Genomic DNA, 17740 nt, shown 5'->3' with positions numbered 1-17740 from the left:
CCCTTAATGTTGATCATAGTCGATGATGAGCGTGTCGCTGAGCGGATAGCACTGGCAGGTCAGGACGTACCCCGCCTCGACCTCGTAATCCTCGAGCGCGTGGTTGGTCAGCATCTGGTATTCGCCCTCGGTCACCCTGGCCTTGCAGGTGCTGCACACCCCGGCGCGGCAGGCAAAGGGCGGGTCAAGCTGGTTGTCTATGGCGGTCTGGAGCACAGATGTGTCCTTGGCCATTTCAATCTGATGGGTGGTGCCGTCGAGCGTGATTTTTGCGCGGGTTGCGGGCGTGCCTTGCGCCGCGTCCTTGACCGCTTGGCGCGCGAGACGGCCCTGTTGTCCGGCGCCGAACAGTTCAAAGCGGATCTGGTCTTTGCTTAGCCCATGTGTCTCTAACGCTGCAGAAATGGCCAGCATCATAGGCTCCGGTCCGCAGATGAGGGCTGTGTCGACCGAGGCGATGTCGATCCAGGATTTGAACAGCACGGCACATTTCTCCGCGTCCACCCGCCCCGAAAACAGGTCGATGTCCTGCCCGGTTTCCAGCACGTGGATCAGGGTGAAGCGCTGCATATAACGGTTTTTCAGATCCTCGAGTTCGTCGCGGAACATGATCGTGTGCACGGCCCGGTTGGCGTAGATCAGGGTGAAGGTGCTGTTCGGCTCGCGCGCGAGGGTCGTTTTCAGGATCGACAGGATCGGTGTGATCCCGGACCCGCCTGCAAATGCGAGGTAGGATTTAGCCTTGTTGGGCTCTGTTTTGACACCAAAGCTGCCCATCGGTGGCATTGCAAACAGGGTATCGCCGACCGCGAGATCGCTATTGGCAAAGGTGGAAAAGGCACCCCCGTCGACCCGTTTGATGCCCACTTGCAGCGTGCCGTCGTCAAGCCCGGCGCAGATCGAGTAATTGCGCCGCAACTCGGTCCGGTCAAAGTCCTGCTTGAAGGTGAGGTATTGGCCGGGCACGAACTGGAACGCAAAATCATCGTCGGGCTTGAGCGTCAGCACAACCGCGTCGCGGATCGTGCGGTGGATGTCGGTGACGGTGAGGGGGTGAAACTTGCTCATATGCACTTGAAATAGTCGAAGGGCTCAAGGCAGTCGGTGCAGCGCCACTGCGCCTTGCAGGGGGTTGAGCCGAACTGGCTGATCCGTTCGACGGCTGTTGATTTGCAGGCGGGGCAGTGTTGCGGTCCGCCTGCGGGCTGTGGTGGTGCGATGCCATAGGCCTCGAGCTTGGCCCGGCCCGCCTCGGACAGCCAGTCGGTGGTCCAGGGCGGTGCAATTTGCCTTTTTAGTGACAGGTTTTCGATGCCGTGGTCGCGCAGTGCCGCCTCGATCTCGAAATTGATGACGGAGGTGGCGGGGCAGCCGGAATAGGTTGGCGTTACGGTCACTTCGAGTGTGTCGCCGTGCCACGTGATGTCGCGGATGATGCCCAGATCGACGAGAGAGATGGCAGGGATTTCCGGGTCGGGCACCTCGCCCAGCCAGTCCCAGACGTCCTCGATCGAAGCTTGCGTACTTACCATGTCGCGTCCGGATAGCTGCGTGGCAGCGACTGCATCGTCGCCAACATGTGCCCCAAGTGTTCCGAATGGCGCGCGCCGGTCTTGCCGCCTTGATGGGCAAAGTCCGAGGCGGGTTGGGTCAGCGTCGCGGCTTCAAGTGTTGCAGCCGCATGGGCGTCAAAGCCGGGCCGCAGTGCCACCATATCCGTCAGATCGTCATCGTCGCGTGTGAACATTTCGCCCACATAGGGCCAGAGCCGATCCAGTGCGCCCTGCATGCGGATGTGGCTTTCCTCGGTTCCATCACCGAGCGCGATCACCATGTCGGTCGAACGTTCGCGGTGATAGGTGACCTCCTTCAACGACTTCTGCGCGATGGCGCTGATGTCGGCATCATCATGGGTGGTTAACGCGGTCAGTGCCTCGAAATGCCAGGTATCGAACAGGAATTGCCGCATCATCGTCACCGCAAAATCGCGGTTGGGTTGTTCGACCAGCAGCAGGTTGCGGAAATCCCATGCGTCGCGGTGAAAGGCGAGTGTGTCCGCGCTGCGTCCCTGCCCTTCGCGGTCCCCGGCAAGGCCCAGCCACAGTTGCGTCTGTCCGATGAGATCGAGGGCGATGTTGGCCAGCGCAATGTCTTCTTCGAGCGCCGGGGCATGCCCGCACCATTCCGACAGGCGCTGCCCCAGCACCAACGCGTTGTCGCCCAGTCTGATCAAGCCGGTGACACTCACATCGCGCCTGCGTCGTCTGGGATGTCGAAAAAGCTGGGGTGGCGATAGATCTTGTCGTCCGCCGGGTCGTAAAGCGACCCCTTGTCATCGGGCGAGGAGGCGGTGATTTCGGCCGCGGGGACCACCCAGATGCTGACGCCTTCCTTGCGGCGGGTGTAGACATCGCGGGCGTTCTGGATGGCGTGTGCCGCGTCGGTGGCGTGCAAGCTGCCCACATGCCGGTGGCTGAGCCCGTGCTGGCCGCGAATGAAGACTTCCCAAAGGGGCCATCCGTTTGACATGAGCGTTACTCCGCTGCCGTGGCGCAGCGGCGCCACGCGTTTGCGTCGACCGCATCCCAGCCAAAGGCATGGTTGGTCGATCCATGGGTGCGCAGGTGATGCAGCCGATCCATCGCCTCGTGCAGGTCAGGGATATGGCCGTCGGCGACGTGCCACATGACCACATGCGGCACCTTCATCGGGTCAAACCAATGGTCGCCCTTTTCGTAAAACCGGGCATGGACCGTGTTGAACACGTAGTGACCAAGGCTGGCCACGTCCGTCCAGACCGAAAGGTTGGCGATCAGATCCGGATCACCCGGAACTGCGATATCGGTCGCGTTGCCATTGCCCGCCTGCATCCGCCAGACGAATCCGGGGCTGCGTTCGGCCAGCGCGTTGATCCGGTCGAGGTTGTCCATAAACTCGGCCATGCGCGGATCATCCGTAGGATAGCGTGCATAGCCGACATTGAGTTGCGCCAGTTTCATTCTGCGGCCACCTGTGCTGCGCGTTTCTTGGCCGCGTGGGCCAGACGCGCCTCGCGCACCCAAGCGCCGTCGTCCCATGCCTTTTGGCGGGCTTCGATCCGTTCGGTGCTGCAGGGGCCGTTGCCTTTGAGAACGTCAAAGAACTCGGACCAGTCGGGGCCGGTGAAATCATATGCGCCCTTGTCCTCGTTCCATTTCAGGTCTTCGTCGGGGATCGTCAGGCCCAGATATTTGGCCTGCGGCACGGTCTGATCGACGAATTTCTGGCGCAACTCGTCATTGCCGTTCATCTTGATTTTCCACTGCATGGACTGTTCGGAATGCACGCTTTCCGCGTCCGACGGGCCAAACATCATCAGCGCGGGATACCAGAAGCGGTTGAGCGCATCTTGCGCCATGCGTTTTTGCGCCTCGGTCCCGTTCACCATCTTCATCATGATGTCAAAGCCTTGGCGCTGGTGGAATGACTCCTCTTTGCAGATGCGGACCATCGCGCGGGCATAGGGGCCAAAGCTGGTGCGTTGCAGCGGCACCTGGTTCATGATTGCAGCGCCATCGACCAGCCAGCCGACCGCGCCCATATCTGCCCATGTCAGGGTCGGGTACGCAAAGATGGACGAGTATTTCATCCGCCCGTCCAGCAGCATTTCCGTCAGCTCATCCCGGCTGACGCCCAGCGTTTCGGCGGCACAATAAAGATAGAGCCCATGCCCCGCCTCGTCCTGTACCTTGGCCAGCAGGATCGCCTTGCGTTCCAGCGTGGGCGCGCGGGTGATCCAGTTGCCTTCGGGCAGCTGGCCGACGATCTCGCTATGCGCATGCTGGCCGATTTGTCTTATTAGGGTCTTGCGATAGCCCTCGGGCATCCAGTCTTTGGGCTCGATCTTGTCACCCGCATCGATGCGGGCCTGAAAGGCGGCGAGCTGTTCGGGATCGTCCTTGGTCGCTTCGGATTTGATCATCTGCGCGTACATGGTTCAGACCCTTTCGAGGATAAGCGCCACCCCTTGCCCGACGCCCACGCACATGGTGCAGAGCGCGTAGCGGGATTGGGTGCGTTGAAGTTGATAGGCGGCGGTCATGACAAGGCGCGCGCCGGACATGCCCAGCGGGTGGCCGATGGCAATTGCGCCACCTTGGGCATTCACGCGCGGGTCGTCATCGGCGACGCCGAGGTCGCGTAAGGTGGCAAGGCCCTGGGCCGCAAAGGCTTCGTTCAGTTCGATCACGTCCATCTGGTCGATGCTTAGCCCCGCGCGGTTCAGCACCTTGCGGCACGCGGGGACCGGGCCGATGCCCATCACGCGCGGCGCAACCCCTGCGGCGTTCATCGCGACAATGCGGGCCATGGGGGTCAGCCCGTGTTTTTCTGCGGCGTCGGTCGAGGCGATCAGCAGGGCCGCCGCGCCGTCGTTCACGCCCGAAGCATTGCCTGCGGTGACCGTCTTGTCTGGCCCGTTTATGCCGCGCAATTTGGCCAGCGCATCAGCGTCTGTGTTGGGGCGCGGGTGTTCGTCTGTATCCACGATCACCGGATCGCCCTTGCGCTGCGGGATCGTGACGGGTGCAATTTCGTCTGCAAAGGCATTTGCGGCGTGAGCAGCGGCCCACCGTGCCTGAGACCGCGCGGCGAATGCGTCCTGATCGGCGCGGCTGACACCCCAGCCTTCGGCGACGTTGTCCGCCGTTTCAGGCATGGAATCGATGCCATGGGCCGCTTGCATCGCTGGATTCACAAAGCGCCAGCCGATGGTGGTGTCAAAAACCTGCGCGCTGCGGCTGTACGCGGTGTCCGCCTTGGCCATGACGAACGGGGCGCGGGTCATGGATTCGACGCCACCTGCGAGGACCATGTCCAGATCGCCGGATTTGATGCCGCGCGCGGCGATGCCGACAGCGTCCATGCCGGACGCGCAAAGCCGATTGACCGTGATCCCCGGCACCTCGACCGGCAGGCCCGCCAGCAAGGCGGCCATTCGAGCGACATTGCGATTGTCCTCACCCGCCTGATTGGCGCAACCCATGACCACATCGTCGATGGCGGACCAGTCAAGTTGCGGGTGGCGGGCCATCAGGGCGGCAATGGGTGCGGCGGCCAGATCATCGGCCCGCACGCGCGACAACGATCCGCCATAGCGGCCAATCGGTGTGCGCTGCGCGTCACAGATCCATGCGTCCATCGTCGTCCTCCCGTGCCTCAACATAAGAGTGCAGGCGAGTCGCGGCAAATGAAATGTTACAAGATTTTAGGTATTCGGCGAAAAACGGTAACGCTTTTCACGCCTGATAGTAATCCCGGTACCACGCAACGAACTTGGCAACGCCGTCCTGTACGGAGGTTTGCGGCGCATAGCCCGTCAGGCGCGAGAGCAGCATGCCGTCTGCCCAGGTGGCGGGCACATCGCCGGGCTGCATGTCCATAAAATTCTTTTTCGCCTCCTGACCCACGGCGGCCTCGATCGCGCCGATGAACTCCATCAACGGCACAGGGGCGGAGTTGCCGATATTGACCACGCGGTAGGGGGCCACCGGGGACAGGCTGTCGCCCTCTTCGATCTCATCGGGGCTGGACACGCGCTGCGGCACGGCGTCGATCAGCCCGCGGATACCTGCGACCAGATCGTCGACATAGGTGAAATCGCGGGACATGTCGCCGTGATTGTAGATGTCGATGGGCTCGCCTTCGAGGATGGCGCGGGTGAACTTGAAATGCGCCATGTCCGGGCGTCCCCACGGCCCGTAAACCGTGAAAAAGCGGAACATCGTGATCGGCAGATCGTAGAGATGGGCATAGGAATGCGCCATCGCCTCGGTCGCCTTTTTGGTGGCGGCGTAGAAGGACATGGGCAGATCGGTCTTGTCCGTTTCGGCATAAGGCATCTTGGCGTTCGCGCCATAGACCGAGGATGTGGAGGCGATCAGCAAGTGGTCGCAGGGCGTGTTACGCACCGCCTCGAGCAGGTTAAACGTGCCGATCAGGTTGGAATCCACGTAAGAACGCGGGTTGTCGATGGAGTAGCGCACGCCAGCCTGTGCGGCGAGGTGCACGATGACGTTGGGCTGCGTCTCGGCCACAAGATTGGTCAGCACACCTTCGGCCTCGACACGTTCATTCACGGCGCGAAAGCCGGGATGTTGCAGCAGCATCTGCTGGCGGCGCTGTTTCAGGGTGACGTCGTAATAGTCGGTCAGTGCATCGAATCCGATCACCTCAAACCCGTCCTCCAGTAGCCGTTTGGCCAGAAAAAATCCGATAAAGCCCGAACCACCGGTGATCAGTACCTTTGCCATCACTCGGCCTTTTCTGCGGCCCATGCCGCGCGGCCAATGCTGTCATAGGCGGTGAAACCTGCGCGTTTGGCATCCTGAACCGAGTAGATATTGCGCAAATCGGCCATGTGTGGCGTCGCCATACGACGCGCCAGACGCTTGAGGTCGAGGGCGCGGAATTCGTTCCACTCGGTCAGAATGACCAGAAGGTCCGCATTTTGCGCGGCCTTGTAGGCATCATCGGACCACTGCACGCCGGGCAACAGGGCGGCCCCCTCGTGCTGGCCTTGCGGGTCGGTCACGCGCACCTTGGCCCCGGCCCCGATCAGCGCAGGCACAATGGTCAGCGATGGGGCGTCGCGCATATCGTCCGTGTTGGGTTTGAACGTAACGCCCAGGATCGCAACCGTCTTGCCCGCCAATTGCCCGTCACACAGATCAAAGATCTTGTCGATCATGCGCCGCTTGGTTTCCTCGTTCACCTTGATCACCGTTTCTGTGATCTGCATCGGCACGGCATGTTCTTGCCCAATGCGAGCCAGCGCTTTGGTGTCCTTAGGAAAACACGACCCGCCATAGCCGGGGCCCGCATGCAGGAACTTGTTCCCGATGCGCCCGTCCAGACCCATACCCTTGGACACTTGCTTGATATCGGCACCTGTGCGCTCACAAAGGGCGGCGATTTCGTTGATGAAGGTGATCTTGGTCGCCAGAAAGGCGTTGGCGGCGTATTTGATCATTTCCGCACTTTCCAGATCGGTGGTCACGATGGGAAAGTCGCGCAGGAAAAGTGGGCGATAGATCTCGGCCATCACGTCGGCGGCGCGGTCATTCTGAACACCAACAACCACGCGGTCGGGTTTCATGAAATCGTCGATCGCCGCCCCTTCGCGCAGAAATTCGGGATTGCTGGCCACGTCGAAATCGAGGTCCGGGTTGGATTTGCGCACCACTTGTTTGACCTGCCGGTTGGTGCCGACGGGCACGGTCGATTTGGTCACGATGACGACATAGTCGCTGGCGAGCTTGGCGACCTCTTCGGCGGCGGCCATCACATAGGTCAGATCGGCGTGGCCATCGCCGCGTCGGGTGGGCGTTCCGACCGCGATGAAAATAGCCTCTGCACCGTCGATGGCGCTGGCCAGATCGACGGTAAATGACAGGCGGCCCGCCTCGACATTCTTGACCATCAGCGCATCAAGACCGGGTTCGTAGATCGGCACTTCGCCCTGTTTCAGCGTCTCTATTTTGGTCGTATCCTTGTCGACGCAGACAACATCATGGCCAAAGTCGGAGAAACAGACACCCGAAACAAGCCCGACATAGCCTGTGCCAATCACCGCGATTTTCATGTGTTTGCTCCATGAATTGACTGCTCTGCCCCTGTCTTGAGCAGAACCGGGCACAGCGCAAGCCCAGAATACCCCGCATTTGTGTGCAGTGCGCGACTGTGCCCGGGATCACACCAACCGGAACACTACGGCAAACCACAGCGTCAACGTGCCGCCGACGGTTTGGCGGTACAATCGCAACTGGCGCAGCAGGGACAACCGGCGCAGCAGGGGTTGCGAGGACAGATGTGCGAATGTTTCGAGTGCTGCGCGGTGATCCGGATGCAACACATGAGCGGTGGCGCGCAGGGCCGCGATGTTGACGTGGTTCCAAGCGCGGAACTCTCCGCGCAGAAGCTGGACGAGGCGGTGACCCCGCGCGCGCCACGTATCATTGACGCCGATCTGGTTTGCGCCGTGCTGCCGGTAAAGCAGCCCGGGCGTGTCGTCATGAATGACCGTCCCTCCTGCCCCGGTGATCAGCTGGTAAAGCCACCAGTCATGCACGACCACCCGCCCGACCCGCTGCGCGGCGTCCAACACCAGTTTGACGGCGGCTGGGTTCAGAACAATCGTATTGCCTGCCGCGATGTTCTGGACCAGCGCGTTGCGGAAATCTGGCGCACGGTGTCTTGGCGCGGACAGGCGCCGGGTTTCAAGCGTGTCGCAGGTCACCCAAGTGCGGCTGCAATAGAGGGCGGGCGCGGCTTGGTCCTGCCCTTTCAACGCCGTCAACGCGCGAGTGATCTTGTCAGATAACCAGACATCGTCCTGGTCCGAAAACGCGATCCACTGTGGGGCACGGCTCTGATCGGCGACGTGCCGCAACATACCGAGGAAGTTTTCCGCCGCCCCTTGCCGGGGACCATCGATGATATCGATCCGAGATGACCCATGCCGTTTGCGAAAGGAGGCGAGGATATTCCTGCTGTCATCGCTTGAACCGTCATCGCTTGCTAATACACGCCAGTTTTCGTGCGTCTGCGCTTCAAAACTGTCGAGCTGCGCGGGCAGGGTTTCGGCCCCGTTGAACACGGCCATCAGGATGTGTACGCAATCAGCTTGGGCATCACGTTCGGGCGGCAAGGACATCCTCCGCGATGCAATGAAATGCCTCTGCCTGGTCAGTGTAATCCGTCACGGGCATCGGCTTCTGATGGCTTGGATGGTGGTCCAACGTGGCGGCGATCTGATCGCGCAAGGCAGAGGCAGGCGCGCCAATCGGGATCAGGTCAGTCGTCGTTGCGGCGGCATGTTCGACGGTGCCGCCACTGTCGGTTTGGATGACCGTGATGCCCCGCGCCAGAGCCTCGCGGATGGCCAAGCCAAACGTTTCCTTCCATTGCGACATGAACAGAAGCACATCGATCTGCGCATAAAAGCTGTCCATATCTGCCTGATCGAAGCGGGGGTAAATCTGCCAATCGCCGTTCAGCCCACGCATGTCGGACGGGTCCCACCAGGTGCCATCCGGGCTGCCATCGACCAGCAGCATGCGAAAATCATCTCTGTCCAGTTTCTGGAACGCAGACTTGATCAGCGGCCAACCCTTGATGTGGGATGGGCCGCCGACAAAGCCAAAGGTCAGGGTCGGATCATTGGCCCGGCGCGCCGCCTGCTTTGCTGCAAAACCGGCATCCGGCAGCCGTGCCCCGTTTTCCAAAACCACCCCGCGGGAGGGCGCAAATCCTGACGCCGTGATCAGGTCATGCGCAAACTGGCTGGGATAGGTCACGCGATCGGCCAGCGTGCCCATCATCTGCAAATGGCCAAATCGGGTGCGTGCAGCGCCCATGTCGCTGGCGCAGCCGCGACAGGCGTCGATGCGGACGGGGGATTGCCCGCAATATGTGCCGTCGGGCCGGATCATGAACTGGCGTTCGCAAATCCACCAGAAATCATGAATGCTGAGGATCGATGGTATGTCACGGGCGCGAGCCGCTTCCAGCACGCCGGTGCCCATGTCCTGAATGCAATGGGCATGGACCAGATCGGGTTTCAACCCGTCCATCAACTCGCCCAGAACCGCGGTCACCTGCGGGTTGTTGTACATCTCGTGATAGCCGCGATGTTCGGGCACATTGATCACATAATTCACGATGCCATCCCGCTCGGATTTCATGACGGTATAGGTCTTGAGCTCGGACCGGGTGCACAGAGAGACAGCCGTGACACGGTAGTCACCGCGCGCGATGAGCGCCTTGGCGAGTTCCTCGGCGACAATCGTGGCCCCGCCATAGGTGAACGGGGCAAAAAACACATTCGCCAGCAGAATGTGGCGTTTGCTCATTCCAGGACCCAGTCCAGAATCTCCTGATCGACGATGCGATTGGTCTCTGACCCGGACCACCGTGTTTCCAGCGCGTGACGCGCAGACCGGCCCATGCGGGTGGTTTGTTCGGGATCATCGGCAAAAGCGGTCAGATGAGTCGGCCAATCCTCTTTTGATAGGGCGACAAAGCCTGTCACTTCCGGTTCGATCATCTCTGGGAGATCGCCAACCGGACTGACGATTGAGGGCACCGAAGCGGTAGCGGCGTCAATCACGCGCACCGCACTTTTGCATTGATTAAATGTGTCATCGAGCAACGGCATGACCGCACAATCGGCGCGCGCGAGGGCTGTGAGGTATTCCTCATAGGTCGAGAACGGCACCGTTTCGGTGCGCGCGGCCAACGCCTTGGGCAAGGTGGCTTGATCGATATGCCCAAGCAACAGCAGACGACGATTTGGTGCTGCGGTGACAAAAGCCTCTACGGCTTCAGCGATCTCGGCAAAGTCCGCCTCATGCCCCTGCGACCCGCTGGCAAAAGCAACACGAAACAAACCATCCTTCGGAGCGCGCTCAGCGCGTGCGCGTTGTCCGGCCAGCAATGTGGTCTGATCCGCGAAATTGCGGCGCACATGCACGGGGCGCGCGGAATAGAGAGACGCATGATGCGCCAGTCCCGGCGTCGACACTGAAATCATGTCCGCCCCGTTCATCATCGACAGGTATTTGGGAGCTTCGGCCAGAAAGTGCTGCTTCATCCGCGGATCAAGGGCGGTCATGTTTCCGTATGTTTCGTAAGCGGACACCGAAAACAGCGGATCGTCGATGTCATAGAGGATCGGCAGACGCAGCCGGCGTGCCTCATAGCGCAGCATTTCCGTGAGTGGTGTCGAAGGCAGCCGGTATTCCGTCACGTGGGTGGCCTGGCTGAGCAACCGGGTGACGCGTGGCAGGTCCTCGTAATGCGCGTACTCGCATGCGACACCTTGCGCATGCCAGAAACCGGCGAGCTGTTCGACCCGGTACTTGCGGCATTGCGGCAGGTTCAGATCGCCGATGATGGCGACAAAGCGGTGCCCCGGTGTGTTGCTTGGGGTGCTGACATGAAAGGCCTGGCCCTGCGCCAGTTGCTGCCAGACGCCGTGCAGGTATCGCGTTTCCTGCTGCAGGCCGGGCGCGGTCTCACGCAGGCTCGTGTGCGCCGAGCCGCGCCATTGCATGCCAAGATACCCGCGCGTTTTCGCTGTGGCGCGACCCAATCCGTCCTGCCGGGCGATGGTGACAAAGCGGCGCAACAAGGACAGGCGGAATATCTGCCGGACAATCCGCAGCATCGGTCCCGCGCCCTGTGTGGCGGCGCCGCGCATCGCATCCATGGCACTCATGCGGCGCTCCGTTCATGATGGGAAGGCGGGTGGCGAAGGTTTTCGGCGTGATGTTCCAAGGCGGCATCCACGTCCTCGTAGAACGTGGCTTTGCCATTTTCGAGCACCATCGCCATGTCGCAAATACGCCGGACCATGAATTCGGAGTGGGATACCACGATGGCCCCTGCATTGCGGCGGCGCTCGTCGAACACGGCCACGCTCTTGTCTCGAAAAGCGCCATCTCCCACCGAGGTCACCTCGTCGACCAGATAGGTGTCAAAGGGTATCCCCATCGATACGCCAAACGACAGGCGCGCGCGCATGCCGGACGAATAGGTGCGCAGGGGCATGCGGAAATGGGCGCCGAGTTCGGCAAAATCTTCGACGAAGGCGACCAACTCGTCGGTGTCTACACCGTATAGGCGGGCCACAAACCGCGTGTTTTGCACGCCCGTCATGTCCGGGTGGAATGACCCGGCAAAGCCCACGGGATAAGAGATCGATCCGCTTGACAGCACCCTGCCGGAAGTCGGGCGTACGGTGCCCGCGATCAGCTTGAGCAGAGTGCTTTTGCCAGCGCCGTTGCGGCCCAAAAGGGCGACGCTGGCCCCGGTCGGAAAGGTGGCGCTGAGAGTGTCGACAACACGCTTGCGCCCGCCTTTGACCCAGAACGTCTTGGTCAGTCGATCCAGTTCGATCATTGCATTCCCCCTCAGCTTCGGTCGCGCAGGCTGTAGTAAACAAGGCTCAGAATGGTCCACGCCAGAAAGCTGAACAGCGCGACGATCAAGAGGGTCTTGATCCGCTCCGGATATTCGGCCTGTTGCGCCAATGTCGGGCGGATGTGGGCGGCGAGATACCGGCTTTGGCGACGTGCCTCGGCCAGTGCGGCGTCATGGGTGGCCAGCGCGCTGGTATAGGCTGCTTCGGCAAATTCGCGATCCACAATCAGCCCCTCATATTCCCCGACCAGATCCGCAAAAACGACCCCTTCTTGCGCCCCGGTGCCAAGGCCAAGCTTGCGCCGTTCGGCGTCAATACGTTTCTGGATCACGTCAACCCGCCGCGTGGCTTGCGAAATGCGCGGATCGCCAGCGCGGGTGGTGTCCTGCAGCAAGTCGAACTCGATCAGCGCGTCGGCCAATTGCCGCTGCAGAGTGACCAGCACACCCATCTGGTTTTGCGTATCGATGCTGGGGTCAACAATCTGGGTGCGGTTGCGAAAGCGGGTCAGATTCTGGCGGGCCTCTTTCAGCCGGATCGAAGCGACGGCCAGTTCGTCGCGTGCATATTTGATGGCGTCATCGCGGGCGATGTCCGACAATGCGTTGATCATTGCGGTGCTTTCTTCCATCACCGCCTGGGCCACGGCCTGCGCGTCACCGGGATCAAAGGCAAGCACACGCACATCGATCAGACGCGTGCCCGAATCGTAAATGATCGAGATTTTGCGCTGCCAATGGGCCAGCAAATCTTCGATCGTGCCTGCGGGATCATAGGCGAACACCGGGTCGGCACTGACGGGAACGCGGCTCCAGATCGCTGAGAGGTCAAGGCGTGCATTCACCTTGGAGACCAGTTCCTGACTGGTCAGATAGGCGTAAAGGATGTCGGTGTCCGCGGAACTTGATCCGGACAATTCGGTCACGCCGCCCAGCAATTCGACTGCCGATCCCTGCTCTTCCGATCTGACGGAAAAGGCGAGGTTGGAGGCATATTGATCCGCCGCATGCGTCCAGAGATAGTAGGCAGCTGCGGCAATCGGGGCGGCGCAGATCAGAAGGAAAGACAATGCCAGAAACCAATGCCGACCACGGGTGCGGGCACGGCGGGCGGGGGTCGGGTAGACATGTGCGGTTGGCAGCGGTTTTGGTGCGGGGCTAACCAGCGCGGTGGCGTTTTGCACCTCGTTGGCAACGGGATTGGATGTCTGCGACTTTGAGTCTTCGGCGGGCTCCATCTTGGCGGATTGCGGGGCGGGATGCGGTGACGTGGCGGCGTCGGATTTGATGCTGTCGATGGCCGCATCTGCCCGCTGTTTGGCGCGCAAAACGCGCGGTTTTCGCATGGAATTGTTGACGTCCAAGACCGCCGATTTTGAGGTGCTCTGAGCCATGAAATGCAATTCCGCCGCGAGTTAAGTGTTTGTTCTTCTCACTTGGCTAGCCTGAACTCCTTAAGATTTTCTACAGATGAGAGGGGAATCGAATGTATCTGACTTCGACAGGTTCGCCGCAGCCGCAAACTCCGCGTCTGGCCACGTTGCGCGCAACCATCGCGCTGATGCTGCGCGAGGTTTCGACCACATATGGACGGTCCCCGGGCGGATATCTCTGGGCCGTGTTGGAACCTGCGGCGGGTATCGCCTTGCTCACATTGATTTTTTCGGCCGGATTTCGAAGCCCGCCGTTGGGTACGAACTTTGCCCTGTTTTATGCGGCAGGGGTCTTGCCGTTCTTGATGTATTCCGACGTGTCCGGAAAGCTGGGGCAGACCATTCAGTTCAGCCGGGCGCTGCTGACCTATCCGCGTGTCACGTTTCTGGACGCCCTGTTGGCGCGATTCTTGCTCAATACGCTGACCCAACTGGTCGTGCATGGGCTGGTGCTGGGCTTTCTCATCTTTATGCAGCGCCCAGAGACAGCGTTTGACATGTCACGAATCGCACTGGCTTACGCGATGCTTTTGGCGCTGGCGGCGGGCGTGGGCACGCTCAACAGTTTCCTGATGCTGTCCTACCCGGTCTGGCAGACGGCATGGGCGGTCCTCAATCGGCCTTTGTTTCTGATTTCGTGCATCTTTTTCAATTTTGAGGCGGTGCCGCAGCCCTATGCGGATTATCTGTGGTTCAATCCGCTTGTGCATGTGGTTGGCATGATGCGCGACGGGTTTTATCCGTTCTATCAGCCGACATATGTATCTGTGATCTACCCCATCGCTGTGGGTGGCGGCATGATGCTGGTCGGACTGTTTTTTTTGAACCGATACCATCGCGACATCCTCGATAAGTAAGGAATATGAGTGGCTCGAGGGGCCGAGTTGCGTGTGAGCAGGGTCTGATGCGCGGTTTCGGCGCGGGTGTCAGTGCCGCCAGCTGTCGGGGATGCGGTACCCTTCCGCTTCGACTTCGGCGGTGATGCGCGCCACATCCTTGGCGATCAGCCGAGGAAAGAAGTCTGGCATCGGGCGCTTGACGCTTTCGGTAAAGCGTCTTTCCAGCAGGGCTTGCGGATATGCGAACGGGGCCACGCCGAGGAAACCTTCGATCTCGGCCAGGGTGCCGCGCTGATCGGCATGCAGGTCCTCGTAAAAGATCGCCTTGAATTGAGAGGGCTGCAATCCCGCACGTACACGGCGCAGAACGGCACCGTATTCCGCGTTGTCCCAGATGTGGGGCTGGCGCAGAAACGCCTCGAAGTCGCGTGCACCCCACGTATCCAATTTATCCGCCGCACCTGTGACTTCGAGATGAAACTTGGTGTGGCTCCACAAGCGTTTGACCGGGTCGCGCAACGTATAGAGCACGCGCAATTGCTGACAGCTTTCAGAAATCCTTGGCCACGCTTCGGCGGGCAAATGTGCGTTCAGGTTTGAAAAATCGCACGCGTAGGTTTCGTGGTCGCGCAGTTGAAACAGGTTGCGATACCACAAATCGTCTACGGGCCGGTCCAGATAGGCGGCGATCCAACGCAGGTTTTGACGCACCACGTCCACATGGCTGGTTTCAGGGTCAAAGCGGGGCATGTAGCGCTCATGCGCTTCTTTCAGCCGCCGCTTTTCACTCAACTGATCGGATTTGACAAAGCGATGGTAGAAATAGTGAATCTCCTTTTCCATCGCGAAATGCAGTTCCGGATGACGCCCCAGAACCGCATAAAGCCACGTTGTCCCCGCCTTCATCGCGCCGATGCTGAGGAAAAGTTTGTCAAAGGGTTTGGGTGTCTGCATATCGCGGACACCTTTCGCCGAATTGGTTAATTTCCAGTAACCACGACCCGGCTTTTGTCACCCCGTCAGAAGATAAAGTCGAAGGAATCGAGGTCCGACAGAGTGACGTTGGACAACAGAATCGAATTGCCGTTGCCCGTATCAATCACAACGTCACTGCCCGACCGGGTCGCGGCCCCAGTCGTGTCGCTGCCCAGCACAAGATCGACCAATCCGGAAATCGCGCTGACCCCGCTGAGGTCAATGCGTTCAAAATTGTTCAACGCGTTGAAATCGCCGATGGTGTCATTGCCGTGCCCGTCGGCAAATACAAACGTGTCCGCGTTGAACCGGCCAAACATGAGGTCATCGCCACTGCCCGCTTCGATCGTGTCAAAGCCCGATCCGCCGTTGAGCGTGTCGTTCCCCTCACCGCCGTTCAGCAGGTCATTTCCGCTGCCCCCGAAAAAGCGGTCATTGCCCGCCTCGCCAAACAGGGAATCATTGCCGGCGTCTCCGAACAGGCCATCATCGCCCTCGCCGCCGTGGCCCAGATCGTCCCCTTCGCCGCCGAACAGGCGGTCCAGCCCAAGGCCACCGCGCATCACGTCGTTGCCCGCCCGGCCATAAAGGTTGTCGGCCTGATGGCCACCATCGAGCAGGTCGTTGCCATCGCCGCCGTCCAGCAGATCAAACCCGCCGTCGCCGACAAGCGTGTCATCACCGGCCTCGCCCCAGAGGCCATCCACGGTGATGCCAAGGTTGGACCCGCCGCTGATCCAGTCATTTCCGTCACCGCCATAGACGCGGTCGGCCGTCGCGCCTGCCAGTATCCGGTCATGGCCTGCGCCGCCATTGATCTGGTCGAAACCGTCGCCACCTTCCAACTGATCGTCGCCGTCGCCGCCCAGCAGTGAATCAGCGCCATTGCCGCCAAACAAGCTGTCGTTGCCATCGCCACCTTCGATCGTATCAAAGCCGATGCCGCCCATAATGCTGTCATTGCCGCCACCGGCCTCGATGCTGTCATTCCCGACACCGAGGTCGATCGCATTTGCGGCGTCATTGCCCGTGACCCGGTCGTCGCCACTGCCTAGGATCGCGTTTTCGATCACGGTGCCGCGCGCAATTCCCATCACGCCGATCAGGCTGCCGAAATCGGAGAACGTCTCGGCCCGCAAATCAAGTCGGGCGGCGTCGCTGGCAAAGCTCAGATCCAGCGTGTCACTGCCGCCCTGATCATAAAGCGTGAACACCATCTGGTTGCCGCTCATCTCCGTCGAGGTGCCGCCACCCGCGAGCCAGTCAAAGACCGAATCGAGGTAATTGCCCAGCTGGGTGCCCAGACCATAGGTCGTGTCGCCCGCCGTCACGCTGCTCGCATCCGGCGCGCCATACAGGTTCTGGATCGCCAGAATATCCGCCATCATCGGCGTTGCTGTGAATCCGTAACTGGCTGTTATGGATGTGTTTTCTGTCTGGTTGAAGTACGACATGATGGACATCTGCCAGCTGTCATTTACAAAGGTCGCGTCCGTCTCGTAGTCCGCATTCCCGTTGTAATCGCCCTGGTGGCCCAGACCGATGGCATGCCCGATTTCGTGCATGAATGTCTGAAAGGAATAGGTGTCGATGCTGGTCCCGTATGTCGAAATCCAGCTTTGCGACACGTTCAGTTCGACCCCGCCGGACGAGCCGGAGTTGGGCGCATAGGCGAACGCACCGCTCAACTCGTCATCCATGGTGATCATCTCGCCAGAGGTGACGATCTGGAACTCGAGATTGGCCACCATTTCCCAGGCGTCCATCGCCCATGTGGCAAGTTGTTGTGCAGCCGCCGTCAGGCCCGCAATGCTGACCGTGATGATGTTGGACTGGGTGGTGTCAAAGCTGATCTGGCGATCGCCCCAGAACCCTTCGGTCAGGTACAGCGCAAGGTCGTCGAGGCTGGCGGGTGTCCCCGGTTCCGGCAGGCTGGAACTGTCGGTGAAGGTGACCGTGTAGCTGCCCGATTGGGTCGAAAACGCATCGGCGACAATGAAATAGGTCCCGGTGGTGGTGGCAGTGTGCACCAAAAGCGAGTTGAGCCCCGGCCCACCGTCATCATTGGCCGCAACCTGATTGCCCTGGGCGTCAAACAGGCGGACAAGCGGGTCACTGAGCGTCCCGCCATCAAGGGCAAACTGGTACTGCTCGCCTGCCGTCAGGCTGACCGCGATCCAATCCTCGTCCCCGCTTTCAGACAGGCTGCCGGAAAACGTGTCGCCCACGGACATAGTGTTGGTGGTCAGGATCGAATCCGGTGCATTCGGGTCTTCGGTCAGGTTCGCAAAGGCCGGATCGCCCCCTTCGTCGTGGCGCAAAGGATCAAAGGTGCGGGTGGCAAAACAGATCGAACACATGACGTAGGGGCCCTCGTTACAGCAAAAAACCGAAAGATGTTGGGGGACAGGCTTTTAGCCAGAAATCGGGCGCAACTTTGACGCCGCGGGTCGTAAAATTTCGACATTTTTAGCCAAAACCAGAACGACCGTCTGAGTCCCAGCTTAGCCACGGGCCCGTTAATCAATCGTG

The 17740-nt window shown here is 60.5% G+C and carries 17 protein-coding genes; 1 reads left to right on the top strand and 16 read right to left on the bottom strand.

The annotated features are described in order from the left end of the window. Window positions 1–3: 3 nt before the first annotated feature. The 14 genes from Q1A89_RS12185 to Q1A89_RS12120 form a co-directional block, all read right to left on the bottom strand. Window positions 4–1068, bottom strand: a complete 1065-nt coding sequence (locus tag Q1A89_RS12185; RefSeq protein WP_299728178.1) for a 2Fe-2S iron-sulfur cluster-binding protein — start codon at window positions 1066–1068, stop codon at window positions 4–6. Continuing rightward, window positions 1065–1532 (bottom strand): 1,2-phenylacetyl-CoA epoxidase subunit PaaD, encoded by a 468-nt coding sequence (gene paaD / locus Q1A89_RS12180; RefSeq protein ID WP_299728176.1) that lies wholly within the window; start codon window positions 1530–1532, stop codon window positions 1065–1067. Before paaD ends, Q1A89_RS12185 begins: the two co-directional genes overlap by 4 nt. Then, window positions 1526–2248 carry a 1,2-phenylacetyl-CoA epoxidase subunit PaaC gene (gene paaC / locus Q1A89_RS12175; protein ID WP_299728173.1) on the bottom strand — a complete coding sequence of 241 codons (723 nt, stop codon included), beginning with the start codon at window positions 2246–2248 and terminating at the stop codon, window positions 1526–1528. Before paaC ends, paaD begins: the two co-directional genes overlap by 7 nt. Further along, window positions 2245–2529 carry a 1,2-phenylacetyl-CoA epoxidase subunit PaaB gene (gene paaB, locus Q1A89_RS12170; protein ID WP_299728170.1) on the bottom strand — a complete coding sequence of 95 codons (285 nt, stop codon included), beginning with the start codon at window positions 2527–2529 and terminating at the stop codon, window positions 2245–2247. The genes paaC and paaB overlap by 4 nt, the downstream gene beginning before the upstream one ends. A gap of 5 nt (window positions 2530–2534) precedes the next feature. Then, window positions 2535–2999, bottom strand: coding sequence for a DUF3291 domain-containing protein (locus tag Q1A89_RS12165; protein WP_299728167.1), 465 nt, complete (start codon window positions 2997–2999; stop codon window positions 2535–2537). Then, window positions 2996–3973 carry a 1,2-phenylacetyl-CoA epoxidase subunit PaaA gene (gene paaA / locus Q1A89_RS12160; protein ID WP_299728164.1) on the bottom strand — a complete coding sequence of 326 codons (978 nt, stop codon included), beginning with the start codon at window positions 3971–3973 and terminating at the stop codon, window positions 2996–2998. The genes Q1A89_RS12165 and paaA overlap by 4 nt, the downstream gene beginning before the upstream one ends. A gap of 3 nt (window positions 3974–3976) precedes the next feature. After that, a complete protein-coding gene (pcaF, locus tag Q1A89_RS12155) occupies window positions 3977–5179 on the bottom strand; it encodes a 3-oxoadipyl-CoA thiolase (protein WP_299728162.1) in 1203 nt (400 codons plus the stop codon). Window positions 5180–5276: 97 nt separating this feature from the next. Then, the gene (locus Q1A89_RS12150) at window positions 5277–6290 is read right to left on the bottom strand and encodes an SDR family NAD(P)-dependent oxidoreductase (RefSeq protein WP_299728159.1); all 1014 of its coding nucleotides are present in this window, start codon (window positions 6288–6290) and stop codon (window positions 5277–5279) included. Continuing rightward, complete coding sequence (locus Q1A89_RS12145) at window positions 6290–7621, bottom strand: UDP-glucose/GDP-mannose dehydrogenase family protein (RefSeq protein ID WP_299728156.1); 1332 nt, start codon at window positions 7619–7621, stop codon at window positions 6290–6292. Before Q1A89_RS12145 ends, Q1A89_RS12150 begins: the two co-directional genes overlap by 1 nt. Window positions 7622–7729: 108 nt before the next feature. Then, window positions 7730–8692 carry a glycosyltransferase gene (locus Q1A89_RS12140; RefSeq protein WP_299728153.1) on the bottom strand — a complete coding sequence of 321 codons (963 nt, stop codon included), beginning with the start codon at window positions 8690–8692 and terminating at the stop codon, window positions 7730–7732. Further along, complete coding sequence (locus Q1A89_RS12135) at window positions 8670–9890, bottom strand: glycosyltransferase family 4 protein (protein WP_299728150.1); 1221 nt, start codon at window positions 9888–9890, stop codon at window positions 8670–8672. The genes Q1A89_RS12140 and Q1A89_RS12135 overlap by 23 nt, the downstream gene beginning before the upstream one ends. After that, a complete protein-coding gene (locus Q1A89_RS12130; protein ID WP_299728147.1) occupies window positions 9887–11257 on the bottom strand; it encodes a glycosyltransferase in 1371 nt (456 codons plus the stop codon). Before Q1A89_RS12130 ends, Q1A89_RS12135 begins: the two co-directional genes overlap by 4 nt. Continuing rightward, entirely contained in the window at window positions 11254–11940 is a 687-nt protein-coding gene (locus Q1A89_RS12125) for an ABC transporter ATP-binding protein (protein WP_299728144.1), read from the bottom strand. The genes Q1A89_RS12130 and Q1A89_RS12125 overlap by 4 nt, the downstream gene beginning before the upstream one ends. Window positions 11941–11951: 11 nt before the next feature. Further along, entirely contained in the window at window positions 11952–13307 is a 1356-nt protein-coding gene (locus Q1A89_RS12120) for a capsule biosynthesis protein (protein WP_299728141.1), read from the bottom strand. Window positions 13308–13447: 140 nt separating this feature from the next. Between Q1A89_RS12120 and Q1A89_RS12115 the strand changes: the two genes are divergently transcribed. Continuing rightward, window positions 13448–14251, top strand: coding sequence for an ABC transporter permease (locus tag Q1A89_RS12115; protein ID WP_299728138.1), 804 nt, complete (start codon window positions 13448–13450; stop codon window positions 14249–14251). Window positions 14252–14320: 69 nt separating this feature from the next. On the opposite strand, the gene Q1A89_RS12110 is transcribed toward Q1A89_RS12115, so the two are convergent. Then, on the bottom strand, window positions 14321–15187 hold the full coding sequence (locus tag Q1A89_RS12110; RefSeq protein ID WP_299728135.1) for a sulfotransferase: 867 nt from the start codon (window positions 15185–15187) through the stop codon (window positions 14321–14323). A 65-nt stretch (window positions 15188–15252) separates the two neighbouring features. Continuing rightward, on the bottom strand, window positions 15253–17568 hold the full coding sequence (locus Q1A89_RS12105; protein WP_299728132.1) for a M10 family metallopeptidase: 2316 nt from the start codon (window positions 17566–17568) through the stop codon (window positions 15253–15255). Between the last annotated feature and the right edge of the window lie 172 nt (window positions 17569–17740).

Origin of the sequence: uncultured Tateyamaria sp. (assembly GCF_947503045.1) — a bacterium.
GTDB lineage: Bacteria > Pseudomonadota > Alphaproteobacteria > Rhodobacterales > Rhodobacteraceae > Tateyamaria.
Note: the sequence above shows the minus strand (reverse complement) of the source record. Positions and strands in the feature narration are given on the sequence as shown.